This window comes from Methylophilus sp. 42 (genome assembly GCF_000384155.1).
In the GTDB taxonomy this organism is placed as follows: domain Bacteria; phylum Pseudomonadota; class Gammaproteobacteria; order Burkholderiales; family Methylophilaceae; genus Methylophilus.
This window is the reverse complement of sequence record NZ_KB913031.1, coordinates 2189006-2208505: the sequence shown is the minus strand read 5'-3', so window position 1 is coordinate 2208505 and position 19500 is coordinate 2189006. Positions and strand designations below refer to the sequence as shown.

The window sequence follows — 19500 nt, the reverse complement described above, 5'->3', positions numbered from 1 at the left end:
CGCCACATATTAATTAAACAGTAATCGTATCGAATTCTTTGTGTTCATCACGCTTGTTGACGCGCTCTGCCCACGGGTCAACAGACCCTTGTAATGCATACAGCAAGCGCTCGTAGGCAGCAGTGCGGCCTTCGGCATCTTCCAGGATGCGTTTTTTCACATAGTCGAGGCCGACGCGCTCAATCCAGTGCACGGTACGATCCAGATAACGCGCTTCTTCGCGGTAGATCTGGATAAACGCTCCCGAGTACTCAATGACCTCTTCGGCGGTTTTGACCTTGCACAAGAAATGCGCCACTTCGGTTTTAATGCCGCCGTTACCACCGACATAAATTTCCCAGCCGGAGTCGACGCCAATGACACCCACGTCTTTAATACCTGATTCGGCGCAGTTACGCGGACAACCGGACACCGCGAATTTCACCTTGTGCGGTGCCCACATATGGTCAAAGGCTTTTTCGATATCGATGCCGAGCTGGGTGGAGTTTTGTGTGCCAAACCGGCAGAACTCGGAGCCGACACAGGTTTTCACCGTACGGATAGATTTGCCGTAAGCGTAACCGGATGGCATATCCAGGTCAGCCCACATATTGGTCAGGTCTTCTTTTTTTACACCGAGCAAGTCAATACGCTGGCCGCCGGTGACTTTCACCATCGGCACCTTGTACTTGTCAGCAACATCGGCAATTTTGCGTAACTGGTCTGATGACGTCACGCCGCCATACATTCGCGGAATCACCGAGTAAGTGCCGTCTTTCTGGATATTGGCGTGTACGCGCTCGTTAATAAAGCGTGATTGCGGATCATCCTTGGCTTCATGTGGCCAGGTGGAAATCAGGTAGTAGTTCATTGCCGGACGGCAAGTCGCACAGCCGTTAGGGGTTTTCCAGCCCATGCCTTTCATGGCACTTGGGATGCTCAGGTATTTATGTTTGCGGATTTCATCACGCACTTCTTCGTGGTTAAAGTCAGTACATCCGCATACCGCTTTGCTTGTAGAAGGCGGTGCATAACCACCACCCAGCGTAGAAGCCAGAATCTGTTCGACCAGACCGGTACAACTGCCGCAGCTGGAACCGGCTTTGGTTTGTTTCTTGACGTCGTCTATGGTGAACAGGCCTTTTTCCTGGATCGCCTTGACGATAGTACCTTTACAGACACCGTTGCAACCACACACTTCCATTTCGTTGGTCATGGTGGAGACTTTGTCCTGACCCTGGTGGCCGGTATTGCCCAGACTGTCCTGCCCGAACATGAGGTGATCACGAATTTCGTGTATCGGCTTCCTGTCGCGCAGCAGCTGGAAATACCAGGCCCCATCCGTCGTATCGCCATACAGCACGGCACCGATGATTGTGTCATCTTTGATCACGAGTTTTTTGTAAACCCCGCCGACCGCGTCGTGCAGCAAAATTTCTTCGGCATCGTCACTGCCCATGAAATCACCGGCCGAAAACAAATCAATGCCGGTCACTTTCAGTTTTGTCGAAGTGACCGAGCCTTTGTATAGACCAATGCCGAAGTTGGCCAAATGTGTGGCGCACACTTTGGCCATTTCAAATAAAGGCGCCACCAGGCCGTAGGCAATGCCACGGTGGCTCACACATTCACCCACTGCATAGACGCGTGGGTCATAGGTTTGCATGGTGTCATTGACGACAATGCCGCGGTTGCAATGGATACCTGCCGACTCCGCCAGGGCATAGTTGGGGCGGATACCTACCGCCATCACCACCAAATCAGCCGGGATTTCCTGGCCATCTGTAAAGCGTACCGCAACGACGCGGCCATCTTTGCCTATCAGTTGTTCAGTATTTTTTTGCAGTAAAAAGTTGAGGCCGCGCGCTTCTAGCGATTTTTGCAGCATCTTGCCAGAAACTTTGTCCAGCTGACGTTCGAGTAACCACTCGTTTTTATGTACGACGGTGACGTCCATGCCTTGCACTTTTAGGCCGTTTGCCGCTTCCAGGCCCAGCAAGCCACCACCGATCACCACGGCATGCTTGTGCGTTTTGGCCGCGGCAATCATGTCATTGGTGTCTTTGATATCACGATAGCCCAGCACACCGTCGAGATCCGCGCCAGGAATCGGCAAAATGAATGGCTTGGAACCCGTCGCCAGCAATAAACGGTCATAGGCCACCGTGGTGCCATTGTCGGCAGTGACCGTACGCGCTTTACGGTCAATCTTGTTGATACGGGCGCTGGTGTGCAAAGCTATATCATTTTCCGCATACCACTCGCGTGTATTCAGGATAATGTCATCAATGGTCTGCTCATTGGCCAGCACCGGCGACAGCATGATGCGGTTATAGTTAGGGTAAGGCTCATCGCCAAACACCGTAATGTCATACATGTCTGGCGCAATTTTGAGCAGCTCTTCCACTGCCCGCATGCCGGCCATGCCGTTACCAACGACCACCAGTTTCTGTTTTATCATCAACATCGCTCCTTTTATAGTTATGCTGCATTGGCTACGCTGAGCCAGGTTTGCACGTTTTCTTGCCAGTCTTGTTCTTGCTGGCTGTTTCTTGCTAATTTCACTACTTCGCCGACGACAATAATCGCCGGGCTTTTCAGGCCTTCGGTGTGGGCCAGGTAGGGAATGGCCTGTAATGACGAAGTCACAGCCCGTTGGTGATGACGGGTGCCGTTCTCTACCACCATGCAAGGCATGTCGGCGGACATGCCTGCATTGATTAAGCCACGGGTGATTTCAGGCAAGTGCTGCATGCCCATATAAATCACCAGTGTGGTATTGGTTTCTACCAGCGCTTGCCAGGGCAGCGGTTCGCCGTCCTGGGTATGGCCGGTGATCAGGGTCACGCCGTGGTTGAAACCACGGTGCGTCACCGGTACTTCCATGCTGGCGCAAGCGCCCAGGCCGCTGGTCATGCCTGGGATAATTTCGTAAGGAATATTCGCTGCACGCAAGGCAAGCATTTCTTCGCCGCCACGCCCAAACACAAAGGGGTCGCCGCCTTTCAGGCGAACGACCACTTGTCCTTGCTCGGCCAGGGCAACCAGCATGCGGTTGATAAAGTGCTGCGGAGTAGACTTGCAGCCGCCGCGTTTACCCACCGGCACGATACGTGCCTGCGGACAATGCGCGAGCAGGGCCGGATTGACCAGGTCATCGACCAGCACCACCTCAGCTTGCTGCAAAGCCTTGACGGCTTTGAGCGTAATGAGGTCTGGGTCGCCGGGTCCGGCGCCGACTAAATAAACTTTTGCGGCTGAAGTCATAGGCAATTCCTTATCGAGTTAAAACGTATACATGGCAGTCAGCCATAATTTTTCGGTGTCGCGCACACGGCCACGGTTACCCGCGACGCTATCTGGGACGTTGGCGGTGAGGGCATAACGGTCACCTTCAGTAAAACGGCCGTACTCCAGCTTGGTCATCCAGTTTTTATCCACATTCCAGGTCACGGCAGCATTCCACTCTTTACCGTAACGCGAACCTTTGCTGCTGGTGCCACCACCGACAGTATGGAAGTCTTCATCTGAATCAATCAGGTGATAGTCGGCAAAGAACAAGAAATCGCCATAGCGGTAAGTCGCGGTAACAAAGGTATCTTTAATACCTTCAAGCGGCGTTGCCAAGAATTTGTCTACCCAGCCCTGAAACAGGTGGTTAGTACCCAATGGCGTCTGGAAGGCATACTTGCCGTTATTGCTGGACAGCAATTCCTGATCAAGTCGCATATTGAAGTTATCGATACCAAAGCCGCCACCCACTTTGTAATAGTGCGCATCAATGCGGGAGTCGCCATTGCTGTAGTCGGATTGTTTGGCGTATTCGGCAGTGTAGTGCGCGCGGTAGTTAGGCGTGAACGGATGGGTGCCGTCCAGACGTACGCCGATAATTTTGTTGCCTTGATCGGCTGTCTGGTTAGCTGCGCCACCTTTGCCTGCAGCAATCGCTGCGCCTGTGGTGCCGTTACCAAACCAGGCACGGCCCATGCCTAAATCCTGGAAACCATCCAGATAGGCATAACCGACCAGAAACTCTGTAGGGGAAATACGGTAACGTGCATTCACGATATCCAGTGCGCCATCTGAACGGTGCTTGGCTGTGATTTGCTCCAGGCTTTCAAAGTGGGCAACAAAAAGTTCGGTATCAGGAATGGTTTTGTTGAACACCGATACGCCATCAAACACTTGCATGACCTGGCGGAAAGCAATGTCACCAATAAAACGCACGTTATCCAGGTTCACTTGCTGGCGGCCGGCACGTACGCGGGTGTTTTTAATGCCGGTCCATTCGACAAATAACTGGTTGACGCCTGTGTAGTCAGGATCCACTACTTTGGCATATTCAATATTCCTGGCCTGGTTGGAGACGCTGTTGGTCAGTATGCTATTGGTGCTGTCATTATAGTTGTCTGCCAGTTTGGATACGTTGATCACCTGCGCCGCGAAGCTGAAGTTATGGTAAGGCGCAGTTTGCCAGCCAATCAGGCTGCGCAAAGTCAGGGCATTAGCATCTTTTAGTTCTTTCGTTGCGGTTGGGTTAGCCGTGCCATTCGGCAAGGTTGGCGGTTGCAAGCCATCCTGGTCTACATTCTCATAACGCAGTCTAAAGCTGGTCATATTTTTGCCGGTTTTAATTGCATCCATAAAAGTGTATTCGGGCAAAGCCTCTTCTTCTGCCATCGCCTGTGTACTCAATGCCGCCAGTAAAATAGCGACTGAAACTTGACGTAAGCGTGGGTGTGAGTTAGCGTTCATGTGTTGCTCCTTTTTCTATGTGGGGTAACCATACTTCGATGAGGTATGCAGTGCTGGCGGGTGACCGCCCGTCAGCACTACTTATATCTATGCCGCCTTTTTAGCGTGGCGCTCATACAAAAACTTCAATACTTCGCTGCGCAGATGCGTATACGCCGGGTCTTCTACCAGCTCCAGACGCTTACGCGGACGAGGCAAATCGACGTCCAGGATTTCGCCTATGGTCGCTGCCGGGCCGTTGGTCATCATGACGATGCGGTCTGACAGCAACACGGCTTCGTCTACATCGTGCGTGACCATTACGGCAGTGCAGCCAGAGCGCGCCATAATGCCCATCAGCTCGTCTTGCAAACCGGCACGGGTGAGGGCATCCAGCGCGCCGAAGGGCTCATCCAGCAGCAATACCTTAGGCTCCATGGCCAGAGCGCGCGCAATACCGACGCGTTGCTTCATGCCGCCAGAGATTTCGTTTGGGCGTTTTTCAATGGCGTGGCTTAAACCCACCAGTTCCAGCGCTGCACGGGTGCGCTCAGCCAGTTGTGCCGGACCTTCTTTATCGCCAAATACGCGTTCTACAGCCAGGTAAACATTTTCAAAACAGGTCAGCCATGGCAGCAGAGAGTGGTTTTGGAACACCACGGCACGCTCAGGGCCAGGCTTGGAGATTTCACGGCCGGCACAAAACAGGTAGCCTTCACTGGGTTGCAGCAACCCGGCAATCAGGTTGAGTACCGTAGACTTGCCACAGCCAGAGTGGCCGATGATGGAAATAAACTCGCCTTCACGGATATTCAGGTTGATGTCTTTCAGTGCCTGAAAGCTGCCTTTTTTGGTGTGAAACGTCATGTTGACGTTTTCAATCAGGACATAACGGTCTTGCATTACATTGGTCGTCATAATAAGAATCCTTTTCCTGCGGGTTATTCGTAGCTGTAGCGTTTTGCCACTAGCACCAGCAATTGTTCGAGTAACAAACCGACAATGCCAACAATAAAAATGGCGATGATGATGTGTTCTACATTGAGGTTGTTCCACTCATCCCACACCCAGAAGCCGATGCCCATGCCGCCAGTCAGCATTTCTGCCGCCACAATCACCAGCCAGGCTGCGCCAATTGATAAGCGGACGCCTGTCATCATGTAGGGCATGACATAAGGCAGCAGGATTTTGGTCACGACTTTCCATTCGGACAGGTTGAGCACTTTGGCCACATTCATATAGTCTTGCGGCACTTTGCTCACGCCGACGGCAGTGTTGATAATCATCGGCCAGACGGCGGTAATGAAGATCACCCAGATCGCCGCAGGGTTGGCCGCCTTGAACACCAGCAGACCAATGGGCAGCCAGGCCAGCGGTGACACCGGTTTGAGCAGGCTGATAATCGGTGCCGCCATCCTGGACATAAACGCATAGCGGCCAATCACAAAGCCCATCGGGATACCGACAATCGCTGCCAGGCCAAAACCCGTCGCCACACGTTGCAGTGAGCTCAGAATGTTCCAGCCTATGCCCATGTCATTTGGGTTGTTGATATAAAACGGGTCGCTGAACAGCTCGACAGCCGATTGCCAGGTCTTGACCGGGCCTGGCAAGCCTTGTGTTAGCGCGGCTACCGTGGCCCAGATGGCTGCGAATACCATCAAGCCAATCACAGGCGGCAACAGCCATTCAAATCCTCGTTTAGCCGTTGCCACCCATGCCCCGCGCTTGGGCGCGGTGGCTTTTGCAGCTGTGGTTGAGAGAGGGGTAACCACAGCAACAACTGGTTGCGCAGGTGCTGTGGTGACAGCTTCCTCGCTTTTTTGCATGATGTTTTCTTTCTTCAAGCTGACGACATTCATGGTGATTCTCCTTTAAAGGTTAGGCTTTCACCTTGAAGCTGTTGGCATACGCTTTCGGATCCTTGCCATCCCAGACCACGCCATCGATCAGCTTGCTGCTACGCATGGCATCTGGCACCGCAATGCCCAGTGATTTGGCTGCTTCGGTATAAATGTCGATACGGTTGACCTTTTTCGCGATGCCCAGGTAGTCAGGGTCAGACTTCAACAAGCCCCAGCGTTTGTGCTGTGTCAGGAACCACATGCCATCAGACAGGTAAGGGAAGTTGACCTTGCCGTCATTGAAGAATTTCATGTAGTTCGGGTCTTCCCATTTTTTGCCGATACCATTGTCGTAATGGCCGAGGAAGCGACCTTCAATCACTTCTTCTGGCGCATTGACGTAGGCTTTGCCTGCAATCAGTTTGGCCACTTCCGGGCGGTTTTTAGTCGCATCGATATAGCGGCAGGCTTCCAGAATCGCTTTGGTCAGTGCCAGTGCGGTATTCGGGTTTTTGGCCGCAAACTCAGCGGTGGTGCCGAGTACTTTTTCCGGGTGATCGGCCCAGATGTCCTGGGTGGTGGCGACGGTAAAACCAATCTTGTCGTAGATGGCGCGTGCGTTCCATGGCTCGCCTACGCAGTAGCCGTCCATATTGCCGATGCGCATGTTGGCGACCATTTGTGGCGGAGGCACCACAATGGTTTTCACGTCTTGCATCGGATTGATGCCATAACTGGCCAGCCAGTAATACAACCACATGGCGTGTGTGCCGGTCGGGAAGGTCTGGGCAAAAGTAAAGTCGCGGTTTTCGTTATCTAGCAGGCGCTTGAGCGTCCCGCCACTGGTCACGCCTTTTTCTTTCAGCTGGTTAGCCAGTGTGATGCCCTGACCGTTGTGGTTCAGTGTCATCAAAATGTTCATGTCTTTTTGCTGGCCGCCGATGCCTAGTTGCACACCGTAAATTAGACCGTATAACACGTGCGCTGCATGCAACTCACCGTTCACCATTTTGTCGCGTACACCCGCCCATGAGGCTTCTTTGGAGGGGACAATTTTGATGCCGTATTTTTTATCGAAGCCCATTTGTGAGGCGACAATAATCGGCGCACAGTCCGTCAGCGGAATAAAGCCTACTTTCACCTCAGTGATTTCAGGGGCATCTGAGCCTGCTGCCCAAGCCTGGCTGCGAATCGCAGAGGGCACCATGTTCATCATGGCAGCCGCGCCAAATGCACCTGCCAGGGTATTCATGAAAAAGTGACGGCGCTGCTGGTTTACTTGCTCGGTGGTGGATACTTCGGTGACCGTTGAAGTTGGTGTCACATTATTTTTGTCAGAACTGCTCATTGCTGCTCCTTAATCATCAATCAATTGGGAAAGTTAAAAAACAAAAAGGCGTCCTGAATGCAGACTGTTTTTTGTCTACACTCAGGACGCCTTTGTCCTTTTACTGCACAAGTCATTCGACTTGTTTACTGCCCAGCCGCGCTACATCGCAGGCTGGTATCACACGAGATTTTCAACCGCCGTTAGCTGAAGCCTCAAGCCAAATTAGCAATTGCCGTGCCAGCTGAAGCGTTATTTTTAAGTGATTGTTCTATATTGGTTTTTTTGGATGATTGCATTTTTATGCAACCTTTTCAGCGCGGTGCTGTCCGCACCATACGTGTGCGGATGCACCAATTTGACGGGCGTTTAGCCCGGTTGTGCGTGATGCGCCAAAATGTTTTCAGCGACATCAATAATCTTGCGGTTTTGCTCCATGGCAATGCTGCGCATGGTTTTATACGCTTCCATTTCATTCAGCCCGCGCGTGCTCATTAACAGGCCTTTGGCACGTTCGATCAGCTTGCGTTCGGCAAGCGCCTTTTTAGTATCAGACAACTCACTTTCCATCTCGGCAATTTGCCGCGACTGCTGTTGCAGCAGCGTAATCATGGAGGCCATCGGATACGCCTGCGACGTATCATGCGTCTGAAAATTCAGCGCATTTTCAACTGGAATCGCCAGGTTGAAAAAGGTGCTGTTGAGCGCGGCGGCTGGTGTTGCCTGAATGGCATCCAAATATTGCCGGGTTTGCTCAAAGTCGCTCTTGGCTTTGCTAGCCAGCTCGGCCAACAACTCATGCATGGTTTGGATGAGCTGACATTGAATCTGCCACATGGCGCTTAAACGCTGGCTGCACAATTCAAACCAGACATCTGCGCTACTGGGGTTGAGCGCCTGCTGGTCTTTGGCTGCGCTCAGTTTGGTGCGGTATTTTTGATGTTGCTGGTGCCAGCTGGTTTCCTGCAGCGCAAGCCATGACTGGCGTACCTCTTCACTGCCAAACTGGCAGAATAAATCAAAATGGCGGTCTTGCTGGGCGATGAGTTCAAACAGCTTTTGCTGATGCGGCAGTTGCAGGCTGCCTGAACCAAACATATAGGCACCCACTGCACGCTCCTGCCCGGCAAATTCCTTGCCCTGGATCAGGTTGTAAAGGGTCAGCAAACAGGTGGAAATCTTGCTATTGACCGAGCTGTCGGTGATCTCAAAGATCAGTGCAATCAGGCTGCCGATCAGGCGGCTAAAAGATTCGATGCAGTCCGCAAAGCTGATCTTTTGCAAAGTGATTTGATGCCGCAAAGACGTTAGTTGGTCCAGGCCTAGCAAGATCCACGAGGTCAGCGTCAATTGCTTGGCATCTGCCAGCGCGTTTCTATGCAAGTGCTGTTGCAACGCCTCTCTAAAACTGGCTTCCATGGCCTGGTTTTGCGTAATAATGTCAGCGCGCTCTGGTGCAAAGCGTCGCCCATTGGAGGCAATATAGAGGCAGCTAGCACCACGTTCGGCCTGGATCAGGTGGATCAACTGGCCAATTTTTTCGACAAATGCGATACAGCTATCGAGTCGCTCCAGCTCCTCGATATGTCTGATTTTGGCCAAGGTAATGGTTTGGGCAGGGGATATTTCTGTGTTCATCACTAGGCACCAAGCAAGAAGTGTGCGCAACTTGGTGGTTATCTTTATCTTTAATGTTTAAAACGATGATGTTCATGCATGCACTCACTAATGCCAACCGCCGCCCATGACCTTATACAAGGTCAGCTGGCTAGCGGCGTCACTTAATTGCAATGTGACCAGCGATTGCTCTGCAGTATAAAGCGTGCGCTGTGCATCCAGCACCACCAGGTAATTGTCGACCCCATTTTTAAAGCGGACATCAGCCAGCTGGAATGCCGCATTCGCCGCAGCGGTGAGTGAGTGCTGGGCGTCCAGTTGTGCTTGCAAACCTTCACGCTGCACCAACACGTCCGCCACTTCGCGGAACGCAGTTTGCACGGTTTTTTCGTATTGTGCGAGCAGAATATCGCGGTTTTTCTCTGCTGAGGTCAAATTGGCACGGTTACGTCCTGCGTTAAACAGCGGTACGCTGACTTGCGGCACAAAGGTCCAGATGCCGGAATTTTTGGCAAACAGGCCGGATAATTCGGTACTGGCTGAACCGACCGTGGTGGTCAGGCTGATGGTGGGGAAGAAGGCCGCGCGTAATGCGCCGATATTGGCATTGGCGCCTTCCAGCAAGTGTTCTGCTGCACGGACATCGGGCCGTTGCTGTAAGGTTTGCGAGCTGACTCCGGCAGGTAAGGCTGTGGTCGCGACGACGCTGGACAAGTTGCCTGCTGGCAACCACTGTTCAGGCACCATGCTACCCGCCAGCAGGTTGAGTGCGTTGATGTCCTGCTTGATTTGCATATTGTAGGTGGCCACTGCCACGCGTGCACTGTCGACACTGGTTTGCAGTTGCTTTAAGGTCAGCGCATTGGCAACGCCCAGTTCAAACATTTTCTGGTTGATATCATAAGTGGCTTGCTGACTTTGCTGGGTTTGCTGGGCAATCGCGAGTCGCTTTTTGTCTGCCGCCAGGGTTAGCCAGGCGGTCGCTACTTCGGCAACCAGGCTGATCTGTGTGCTGTGACGATTATCTTCATTGGCATAAAACGTTTGCAAGGCCTGCTGGTTCAGGTTGCGTATGCGGCCGAACAAATCTAGCTCATATGCACTAAAGCCTACGGTTGCACGGTAAATATGCGAGATATTGCCACTGCTGTTGCTGCTGCCAGCCGTGCCAGTGGTCGCGCCGGAGGTATTGCCAGCGGTATTGTTGGCTGCACTGGCCATGCCTTTGGAGGCGGTTTCGGTAACGCTCGCAGCGATGGTTGGAAACAGGTCGGCACGTTGCACCTGGTAGAGGGCACGTGACCGTTCTATGGTCAGCGCAGCTACCTGCAGGTCGCGGTTATTTTTCAAGGCGAGGTCAACCACCTGGCGCAGCTTTTCATCACTGATAAAGGATTGCCACGGCAGGTCAGTAAAGGCTTTGGGATCGCTTTCTACCGTGCCTAGCGTTGCCGGAACCGGTGAGGCTGGCCGTGTGTAAAACGGCGCCAGGTCAATACAACTGCTCAGGCCAAGTGACAGCGTCATTAGGGCCAGTAATTTGATTGGTAGTTTTGCCGTGCCAAGTAATGTATGTGTGCTTGGTTTTATCATAAGGTTATCCATGTGCGATGGCATCTGGATCAGGCTGGTAAGGGAACAGCGAACGTATCAGCACATAAAACAGCGGCACAAAAAAGATGCCGAGGAAGGTGGCCATCAACATGCCGCCGAGTACGCCGGTGCCAATCGCCTGGCGGCTCACCGCGCCTGCGCCTTCACTGAAGGCCAGCGGCAGCACACCAAAAACAAAAGCGAGCGAGGTCATGAGGATGGGCCGCAAGCGCAGTTTCACGGCCTCCAGGGTGGCAGTCAGTAAAGGCTGGCCACGCTCTTGTAGATGCTTGGCGAACTCTACAATCAGAATGGCGTTTTTCGCTGACAGGCCGATGGTCGTCAACAGGCCGACCTGGAAGTAAACGTCTGCTGTCATGCCACGCAAGCTGGTTGCCAGCACAGCGCCCAGGATGCCCAGAGGCACCACCATAATGACGGAGAAAGGCACCGCCCAGCTTTCATATAACGCGGCCAGGCACAAAAACACAAACACGACAGACACCGCATACAAAAGGGGCGCCTGTGAACCTGACAGTCTTTCCTGGTAGGACTGCGCACTCCACTCATAGCCGATGCCTGCCGGTAGTTGCTTGATAATGCCTTCAGCAATACGCATGGCTTCGCCGGTGCTGGTGCCTTTGGCTGCTTCGCCGACGATTTCCACGGAAGAAATACCGTTATAGCGTTCGAGCAAGGGCGAGCCCGATACCCAACGGGTATTGGAAAAGGCAGAGAACGGCACCATGTCGTTGGTGCTATTGCGTACATACCAGCGATCAATGTCTTCAGGCTGCATGCGGTAAGGCGCATCCCCCTGCAAATAGACTTTTTTGACGCGGCCTTTGTTGATAAAGTCGTTCACATAGGTGCCGCCCATGGCGATAGACAGTGTGGAGTTGATATTGGCGGTGGTCAGATTATAAATGCCGGTTTTCTGGTCATCAATATTGAGCCTGAACATCGGCGTATCATCCAGGCCGCTTGGCCGTACCCGGTTAAGTTTGGGATTGTCTGCGGCCAGTTGCACAAATTGGTTTCTGGCCTCCATCAGTGCCTGGTGCCCGAGGCCGCCGACATCCTTGAGCTCGAGTGTAAAGCCGGAGCCCTGGCCCAGGCCACGCACGGGCGCTGGCTGGTTCACAAACAGTTTGGCATCACGGATCTTGGATAAGGCTTTGGTCATCTGATCTGCGAGTGACGCGGCGTCCTGGCCTTCGCCACGCAGTGACCAGTCCTTGAGGCGGATAAAGGCACGGCCGGTGTTTTGGCTGCCGCCACCGCCCTGGCCGAGGCCGGCAATGGTTAAATATTCATCAATGACCGCTTCCTGACCATCCAGGTAATGCTCGATTTGTCGCAGCACACGCTGCATCCTGCTATCGGTGGCACCGACCGGCAATTGAATCTGCGCCATGAGGATGCCCTGGTCTTCTGTCGGCAGGAAGGAGCTGGGTAAACGCAGGAACAGGAAAGCCAGCAAGGCCAGAATGCCCGCATACAGCACCATGGTGAATAGCTTCTGGCGCAGGATTTTCTCGACGATGGCCTGGTAGCCGTTGGCAAATGCTTCAAACGCCGGGTTGAACCAGCGGAAAAACCAGCCAAACAGGCCACCTGTTGCCGCATGGCCATGGTTTGATGGTGTGAGCATGGTCGCACAAAGCGCTGGGGTCAATGTCAGCGCGACCAACACAGATAACAACATGGCAGAGACAATGGTGATAGAGAACTGGCGGTAAATCACGCCGGTGGCACCGCCGAAAAAGGCCATGGGAATAAACACGGCGGATAGCACCAGTGAAATACCGACCAGTGCGCTGGTAATTTCACCCATGGATTTACGCGTGGCTTCTTTCGGGCTCAGGCCTTCCTCACGCATCACACGCTCGACGTTTTCCACCACCACAATGGCATCATCCACCAGCAAACCAATCGCCAGTACCAGGCCAAACATAGTCAGCGTGTTAATCGAAAAGCCAAACGCGGCCAGTACGCCAAAGGTACCGAGTAGCACCACTGGCACAGCAATGGCGGGAATCAGCGTCGCGCGCAGGTTCTGCAAAAACACATACATAATGATCACGACCAGCAGGATGGCCTCTACCAGCGACTTGACGACTTCCTTAATGGAAATACGCACAAATGGCGTGGTGTCATAGGGGATGTGGATACTGAGTTTCAGCTCGGGCGGGAAATACGGTTCCAGCGCTGCTAGTTTGTCTTTTACGGCTTGCGCGGTCGCCAGCGCATTGGCGCCTGACGCGAGTTTGACCCCAAAGGCTGCGGACGTTTTACCGTTGAGGTTAGCAACCGGGGTGTAACTTTCGGCGCCGAGTTCAACACGGGCCACATCCGACAAATGCACGACATAACCATCTGCGCCGGACTTGACGATAATCTGGTTGAATTGTTCTACGGTTTGCAATTTGCTGCGGGCGGTAATCGGCGCATTCAAACCTTGGCCTTTGACTGAAGGCAGCGCGCCTAACTGGCCAGAGGAGACTTCGGTATTCTGCGCCTGTACGGCCGCCGAAATATCGGAAGGAATCAGGTTGTATTTTTGCAGCTTGGCCGGGTCCAGCCAGATGCGCATGGCATAGCCCGCGCTCAGGGTTTGTACATCTCCCACCCCATCCAGGCGGCTGATCTGGTCGATCAGGTTGCTCGAAATGTAATCACCGATATCAATGGCGCGCACTGTAGGGCTGTCAGACATGAGTGAAATCATCATCAGGAAGTCGATGCCGGTTTTGGCCACCGTCACCCCCTGGCTTTGTACAATCTGCGGCAGCCTGGGCATGGCTTGTTGCAGTTTATTCTGCACCTGCATTTGTGCGACGTCAGGGTTGGTGCCGGCATCAAAGGTCAGGCTGATATTGGCGGTGCCTGAAGATGTGCTGCTGGCAGACATATAGGTCAGGTTATCAATGCCCTTCATGTACTGCTCAATCACTTGCGTCACCGAGTTTTCAATGGTGTCGGCCGCGGCGCCGGTATAGGTGGCATTGATAGAGACGCGTGGTGGTGCAATATCCGGGTATTGCTCCAGCGGGAGCCACTCAATTGCGCCTATGCCCGCCAGCATGATGACAATTGCAATCACCCAGGCAAAGATAGGGCGTTGGATAAAAAAAGACGCCATAGTTAAATTCTCTTCTGGTTAGCGGGCAGGGTTCACGGTAGACGGTGTTGTTGCCGTGGCCGGTGTTGCTGCATCTGGATGACTGGTCGCCACAAAGGGCACCGCCTTCACTTCGCTGCCTACGCTGATGCCTTGTAGCCCATCCATAATCACGCGGTCACCGGCTTGCAGGCCGTGTGTGACACGCCAGTTGTCACCTTGTGCGCCACTGGTTTCCAGGGTTTGCTGAATCACTTTTTGCGTATTGTCCACCAGTAGCACCGTGGGTTCACCACGTGTATTTCTGGTCACAGCACGTTGCGGTACCAGAATAGCTGCCTTTTCTTCGGCGACATCAATCAGGGCATGCACATACATGCCGGGCAGCAAAATGCCTTCCGGGTTAGGCACCACCGCACGCAGTGTAACCGCCCCTGAAGTGGTATTGACACTAATGCCGTTGAATTTGAGTTTTCCGGCGTGGGCGTATGTGGAGCCATCTTCGAGTACGACACGGACAGGGATTTCTTTTTGCGATGTGCTGCTCAGTTTGCCGCTGGCAATATCCCGTTTGAGTTTGAGCAAATCACTGCTGGACTGAATCACATCAACGTAAATCGGGTCCAGTTGCTGCACGGTGGTGAGTGCGGTGTCCTGGCTGGCGGTGACCAACGCGCCAGGTGTGACGGTAGAAGTAGACACAAAGCCAGTGATCGGCGAGACCACGCGTGTGAAATCCAGATTGATTTTTGCGGTGGACAGCGCCGCCCTGGCGGCAGCCACATCGGCTTCACCTTGTTGCAAGGCGGCTTGCGCGTCATCGTTATCCTGCCTGCTCACAGCATTGATTTTGACCAGTTCTTTATAACGATCCGCTTTGAGTTTGAGCGTGGTCAGCGAGGCTTCTGTTTTTTGTAGCGCGGCGGCTGCACTTTGGGCACTGGCCTGGTAAGGCGCAGGCTCGATTTGATAAAGCAGTTGGCCCGCTTTGACCAGTGCGCCTTCTGTAAATGCGCGTTGGCGGATAATGCCGCCGACTTGTGGGCGGACCTCCGAAATCATAAACGGATTGGTGCGCCCTGGCAGGTCAGCCACAATCGGCTGGCTGGCAGGTTGTACAGTGATCACGCCGACTTCTGGCGTTTTTTTGGGCGGTTTGTTGTCCGGTTTGCCTGATGAGCAGGCGGCCAGCATCAGGCTGGCAAGGCCCAGTAGCCATACACCGGATTTAGCGTAAAGGCCAGATTTAGCGTCAAGGGAAGTGGCGTTCATAGGTACCAATATTGATATCGTTATTCTTGTCTGACAAGATTGTACTGCGTTTGATTGGGCGTGAATGTAACGATACGTATCGACAGCCTATACAATTGACATCATAGCGTTACGTGAGGCAGTCGTGTAAAAAATAAGGGCTGCCAAAGCAGCCCTTATTGCCGTTTTGAGGCTGTTAGAGCACGTGCCGTTCAAAACGCTGTAACACATGGGCAGACATGCCTTTGGCCAGTTCTTCCTCGCCAAAAAACACCGCTTGGCCCAGGTCTTTTTGCAGGCGCTGGTATTCGTCCTCGTGATGGGTGCGGATCACCACTTCAATGTCCGGTTTCAATTGCTTGGCAATGTCGACAATTTTGCGGATATCCATGGCGTCTGGTGTGGCAATAATCAGCATGGCCGCATTGGCGATGTGTGCCTGTATCAATACCATGGGGTCCGCGGCATTGCCTGACACGGCGGGCTGGCCTTGCTTGCGCAGTTTTTCCACCAGTTCGCGATTTTGCTCGGCCACCACAAATGGAATCGCAGAGTCTGTCAGCGATTGTGCAATGCGCTTGCCAACGCGGCCATAGCCGACCAATACCACCTGGCCTTCAAGAAACTTGCGTTCCGTGGACATCGGCAACTCACTGTAGGGATCCATGCGCAAAGACAGGCGTCGTGCCACATCTGATTTATTGACCACCCAGTTAGCCAACGGTTTGATCGAGGCAAATACCAGCGGATTCAAGGCAATTGAAATCAGTGCGCCCGCCAACACCAGGCTCATGCCATCTGCTGACAGCAGGTTAAGCGACACGCCAAGCCCGGCCAGAATAAATGAAAACTCGCCAATTTGCCCCAGGCTGGCGGCGACGGTGAGTGCTGTATTCAATGGATAGCGCAGCGCCAGTACGATCGCAACCGCTGCCAGTGATTTGCCTAGGATAATAATAGCGACCACAGACAGAACCTGTACCGGTTGCTTGATCAGGATACTAGGGTCAAACAGCATGCCGACGGCGACAAAAAACAGCACGGCAAATGCATCGCGGAAAGGCAGGGAGTCTTCCGCCGCACGATGGCTATATTCTGATTCGCGCATGATCATGCCGGCAAAAAAGGCGCCTAGTGCAAACGACACATGAAACAGGGATGAGGCAAAAAAGGCCACGCCAATCGCTACGGCAATCACGGTGAGCGTAAACAGTTCGCGTGAGCCGGTGCCAGCCACATACCACAGCAACCAGGGTAATACGCGTTTGCCTATCACCAGCATTACCACTACAAAGCCGGTGATTTCAAGCAAGGTAACGCCTATGGTCTCCCAAATGGCACTGGCGTTGGTGGCTTCGCCCTGGCCACCCAAGACGCCAGCCAGGGCTGGCATCAGCACCAGCACCAGCACGGTCACCATGTCTTCTACCACCAGCCAGCCGACAGCAATTTTGCCGTTCATGCTTTCCAGGATGCGTCTGGACTCCAGCGCTTTCAGTAACACCACGGTACTGGCGCAGGAGAGTGACAGGCCAAAGACCAGGCCATGCCCCATGCTCCAGCCCCAATAATGGGCCACCAGCATGCCGAGCAGGGTCGCCAGCGTCATCTGCGCCAGTGCGCCGGGTAGGGCAATGCGTTTGACCGACATTAAATCTTGCACTGAAAAGTGCAAGCCAACGCCGAACATCAGCAGCATGACGCCGATTTCAGACAGTTGCGAGGCGATTTCTATGTCCGCCACAAAGCCAGGTGTGGCCGGGCCGATGATAATGCCAGCAAACAGATAACCAATCAGCGCTGGCAATTTGAGTTTTTCGGCGATCAGGCCAAACACCAGCGCCAGCGCAAATGCGGCAGCAATGGTGGTAATAAGAGACAGGTTATGATCCATAGCAATATTTTTTCTTAAGTTATTTTTATAGGGGTGTGTATCGGGGTGATGCGTTTAAAAATGAACGTGCGTGGTCATACTGACCTTGTTCAGACAAAAAAGTTGAACAATTTTATTGTCATCAATGTATCCGGCCCTTATCTTGCCGGAAGGCGGGCGTGCTCGTCAATGCTAGCAGAATAGCTTGACGTTTAAATTACGGCTGGAAAAGTGGCATAGACAGGCGTTGCAGTCCATATTCACAGAGTTGTTCCGCACGTTGCCAGCGTTGTGATTCACTGAGGTTGCCAAAATAAATAATGCTGAACACACCTTCAATAATGGACTGGCAATACAGGCTGATCAGATCGAAATCGACTTCGGCAGAGAGTTCTGTTTGCGCAATCGCCTGTTTGAGCAGGCAATCTATTTGTGTAATGCGCTTTTTCTCCCAGGCAAAACGTAATTGCAATAATTCGGGCGAATCATCAATGCCGATATACAAAAAAAATAATACGCGCTGAATCGAGCTGGGTTCAATATAACTGCGGATTTCCTGCAAGCAATATTGTTTGAGGTTGCTTAAGGCGCTGATGGTAGGTTGGCTTTGAAACGGCGAGGCTTGTTGAATCACGCGTTCTGCCATAGCGGTGGCCACTTCCAGTTTGCCTTTGTAATGGCCGTAGACTGCACCACGTGACAGCGTGGCTGCTTCGGCAATATCTGCCATGGTGGTCAGGGTAAAGCCTTTGCGGTAAAACACGTGTTCAGCCGCATCCAGAATCTGGTCGCGGGTTTTTTGCGCATCTTCTTTGGTTTTTCTGGCCATGATCTCTAGGCTTATCATTCCTCAAACAATGGCGAGGATTATACCAAAAAATAATTAATCAGTCATGATTGATTAATTATTGAAGGGCGGATAGAATATTGACGTCTATATAGTAAGAAGGCATGTTCATGTCCCGTTTTTCTCTCAGCACGGCCTCTGTCGCCACACTCTTGTTATTGCAACTCTCTGCTTGTAGCAAACCGCAGGAAGCCGCTCAGGCAGCGGCTGGCGCACCTGAGGTCGAAGTGGTGACCGTGCAAACCGCCGAAATCCCCGCTGAGGTTGAATTACCTGGTCGTGTAGAGGCCTATCGCATTGCAGAAGTGCGTGCGCGCGTTTCCGGTATTGTCTCTAAACGGCTGTATCAGGAAGGGCAAACAGTGAAGGCGGGCACACCGTTATTTGCCCTCAACCCGGAGCAATTGCAGGCTAGTAAATTGGAAGCAGATGCTGAGCTCGCCAGAACCGAAGCTAACCTGGTGAATGCCAATGACAAATTGCAGCGCTACCAGGCGCTGGTAGGCGACCAGTCCGTGAGTCAGCGCGACTACCGCGCGGCACAGGCTGAGGCGCAACTGGCTAAAGCCGAAGTGGCCGCCGCGCAAGCTAAACTCAATCGCGCCAAACTGGATGTGGCTTATGCCAATGTGACGGCGCCGATTGATGGCGTGGCGCGCCGTGCGCTGGTGACCGAAGGCGCGCTGGTGGGTAAAGACGAGGCTACGCACATGACCACGGTGGAGCAAATCAACCCGGTGTATGTCAATTTTGCACAGTCTTCTTCTGAGGTGTTTGCCCTGCGCAAAGCCTTGCGCGACGGCCAGTTAAAAGGCAGCAATGGTCAATTGCAGATTGCCTTGATGTTGCCGGATGGTTCAACTTATCCCAGTGCAGGCAAATTGTCATTTTCTGATGTGTCTGTGAACCAGACGACTGATTCTGTCGTGATGCGCGCCATTTTTGACAACCCGCAACAGGAACTGATGCCAGGCGCTTATGTGCGCCTGAAAATCCGCCAGGCGACCAATCCGCATGCCATCCTGATTCCACGTGATGCGCTGATCCGTGACCAGTTCTCCAGCCGGGTATGGGTGGTCAATGCCAAACAGGAGTTGGAGTCACGCGAAGTGCAAACCGGCGCTGTGATTGATAAACAGTGGGTGATTGAGCACGGCCTGCAAGCAGGCGAGCAAGTGGTGGTCACCAATGCTGCCACGCAAACGGCGGGCGCAAAAGTGACGCCGAAGCAGGTAAGCGCCACAGACAACATCACGAAAGCCGTCGCACCTTGACTGGCGCGGTATCACACAAGCCTCAAGTTAAGGGAAG

13 protein-coding genes are annotated in these 19500 nt (G+C 53.1%); 1 reads left to right on the top strand and 12 read right to left on the bottom strand.

Annotation, left to right across the window (positions count from 1 at the left end; translation table 11 throughout):
* Nucleotides 1-13: 13 nt before the first annotated feature.
* The 12 genes from nirB to MET42_RS0110430 all read right to left on the bottom strand — a co-directional run bounded on the left by nirB (nucleotide 14) and on the right by MET42_RS0110430 (nucleotide 18171).
* Complete coding sequence (nirB, locus tag MET42_RS0110485; RefSeq protein WP_024929252.1) at nucleotides 14-2440, bottom strand: nitrite reductase large subunit NirB; 2427 nt, start codon at nucleotides 2438-2440, stop codon at nucleotides 14-16.
* 20 nt (nucleotides 2441-2460) lie between these two features.
* Nucleotides 2461-3246 (bottom strand): uroporphyrinogen-III C-methyltransferase, encoded by a 786-nt coding sequence (gene cobA, locus MET42_RS0110480; protein WP_019882911.1) that lies wholly within the window; start codon nucleotides 3244-3246, stop codon nucleotides 2461-2463.
* An 18-nt stretch (nucleotides 3247-3264) separates the two neighbouring features.
* Complete coding sequence (locus tag MET42_RS0110475) at nucleotides 3265-4734, bottom strand: alginate export family protein (RefSeq protein WP_019882910.1); 1470 nt, start codon at nucleotides 4732-4734, stop codon at nucleotides 3265-3267.
* 87 nt (nucleotides 4735-4821) lie between these two features.
* Nucleotides 4822-5631, bottom strand: a complete 810-nt coding sequence (locus MET42_RS0110470; protein WP_019882909.1) for an ABC transporter ATP-binding protein — start codon at nucleotides 5629-5631, stop codon at nucleotides 4822-4824.
* Between the two features lie 23 nt (nucleotides 5632-5654).
* A complete protein-coding gene (gene ntrB, locus MET42_RS0110465) occupies nucleotides 5655-6575 on the bottom strand; it encodes a nitrate ABC transporter permease (RefSeq protein WP_019882908.1) in 921 nt (306 codons plus the stop codon).
* Nucleotides 6576-6594: 19 nt separating this feature from the next.
* Nucleotides 6595-7905: a CmpA/NrtA family ABC transporter substrate-binding protein gene (locus MET42_RS0110460; RefSeq protein WP_019882907.1), complete on the bottom strand. Its 1311-nt coding sequence runs from the start codon at nucleotides 7903-7905 to the stop codon at nucleotides 6595-6597.
* A 348-nt stretch (nucleotides 7906-8253) separates the two neighbouring features.
* A complete protein-coding gene (locus MET42_RS0110455; protein ID WP_019882906.1) occupies nucleotides 8254-9522 on the bottom strand; it encodes a nitrate regulatory protein in 1269 nt (422 codons plus the stop codon).
* Nucleotides 9523-9609: 87 nt separating this feature from the next.
* Nucleotides 9610-11106, bottom strand: coding sequence for an efflux transporter outer membrane subunit (locus MET42_RS0110450; RefSeq protein ID WP_019882904.1), 1497 nt, complete (start codon nucleotides 11104-11106; stop codon nucleotides 9610-9612).
* Nucleotides 11099-14239, bottom strand: a complete 3141-nt coding sequence (locus MET42_RS0110445) for an efflux RND transporter permease subunit (protein ID WP_019882903.1) — start codon at nucleotides 14237-14239, stop codon at nucleotides 11099-11101. Before MET42_RS0110445 ends, MET42_RS0110450 begins: the two co-directional genes overlap by 8 nt.
* Before the next feature lie 18 nt (nucleotides 14240-14257).
* Nucleotides 14258-15490, bottom strand: a complete 1233-nt coding sequence (locus MET42_RS0110440) for an efflux RND transporter periplasmic adaptor subunit (protein WP_019882902.1) — start codon at nucleotides 15488-15490, stop codon at nucleotides 14258-14260.
* A gap of 175 nt (nucleotides 15491-15665) precedes the next feature.
* The gene (gene ybaL, locus MET42_RS0110435) at nucleotides 15666-17363 is read right to left on the bottom strand and encodes a YbaL family putative K(+) efflux transporter (RefSeq protein WP_019882901.1); all 1698 of its coding nucleotides are present in this window, start codon (nucleotides 17361-17363) and stop codon (nucleotides 15666-15668) included.
* A gap of 196 nt (nucleotides 17364-17559) precedes the next feature.
* The gene (locus tag MET42_RS0110430) at nucleotides 17560-18171 is read right to left on the bottom strand and encodes a TetR family transcriptional regulator (RefSeq protein ID WP_019882900.1); all 612 of its coding nucleotides are present in this window, start codon (nucleotides 18169-18171) and stop codon (nucleotides 17560-17562) included.
* A gap of 128 nt (nucleotides 18172-18299) precedes the next feature.
* On the opposite strand from MET42_RS0110430, the gene MET42_RS0110425 reads away from it, so the two are divergent.
* Nucleotides 18300-19463 (top strand): efflux RND transporter periplasmic adaptor subunit, encoded by a 1164-nt coding sequence (locus tag MET42_RS0110425; RefSeq protein ID WP_019882899.1) that lies wholly within the window; start codon nucleotides 18300-18302, stop codon nucleotides 19461-19463.
* Nucleotides 19464-19500: the final 37 nt, after the last annotated feature.

Bases quoted from the DNA above. Each gene is read 5' to 3' on its own strand.
- nirB (WP_024929252.1), bottom strand. From the start codon at position 2,440: ATGATAAAACAGAAACTGGTGGTCGTTGGTAACGGCATGGCCGGCATG.
- cobA (WP_019882911.1), bottom strand. From the start codon at position 3,246: ATGACTTCAGCCGCAAAAGTTTATTTAGTCGGCGCCGGACCCGGCGAC.
- MET42_RS0110475 (WP_019882910.1), bottom strand. From the start codon at position 4,734: ATGAACGCTAACTCACACCCACGCTTACGTCAAGTTTCAGTCGCTATT.
- MET42_RS0110470 (WP_019882909.1), bottom strand. From the start codon at position 5,631: ATGACGACCAATGTAATGCAAGACCGTTATGTCCTGATTGAAAACGTC.
- ntrB (WP_019882908.1), bottom strand. From the start codon at position 6,575: ATGAATGTCGTCAGCTTGAAGAAAGAAAACATCATGCAAAAAAGCGAG.
- MET42_RS0110460 (WP_019882907.1), bottom strand. From the start codon at position 7,905: ATGAGCAGTTCTGACAAAAATAATGTGACACCAACTTCAACGGTCACC.
- MET42_RS0110455 (WP_019882906.1), bottom strand. From the start codon at position 9,522: ATGAACACAGAAATATCCCCTGCCCAAACCATTACCTTGGCCAAAATC.
- MET42_RS0110450 (WP_019882904.1), bottom strand. From the start codon at position 11,106: ATGGATAACCTTATGATAAAACCAAGCACACATACATTACTTGGCACG.
- MET42_RS0110445 (WP_019882903.1), bottom strand. From the start codon at position 14,239: ATGGCGTCTTTTTTTATCCAACGCCCTATCTTTGCCTGGGTGATTGCA.
- MET42_RS0110440 (WP_019882902.1), bottom strand. From the start codon at position 15,490: ATGAACGCCACTTCCCTTGACGCTAAATCTGGCCTTTACGCTAAATCC.
- ybaL (WP_019882901.1), bottom strand. From the start codon at position 17,363: ATGGATCATAACCTGTCTCTTATTACCACCATTGCTGCCGCATTTGCG.
- MET42_RS0110430 (WP_019882900.1), bottom strand. From the start codon at position 18,171: ATGGCCAGAAAAACCAAAGAAGATGCGCAAAAAACCCGCGACCAGATT.
- MET42_RS0110425 (WP_019882899.1), top strand. From the start codon at position 18,300: ATGTCCCGTTTTTCTCTCAGCACGGCCTCTGTCGCCACACTCTTGTTA.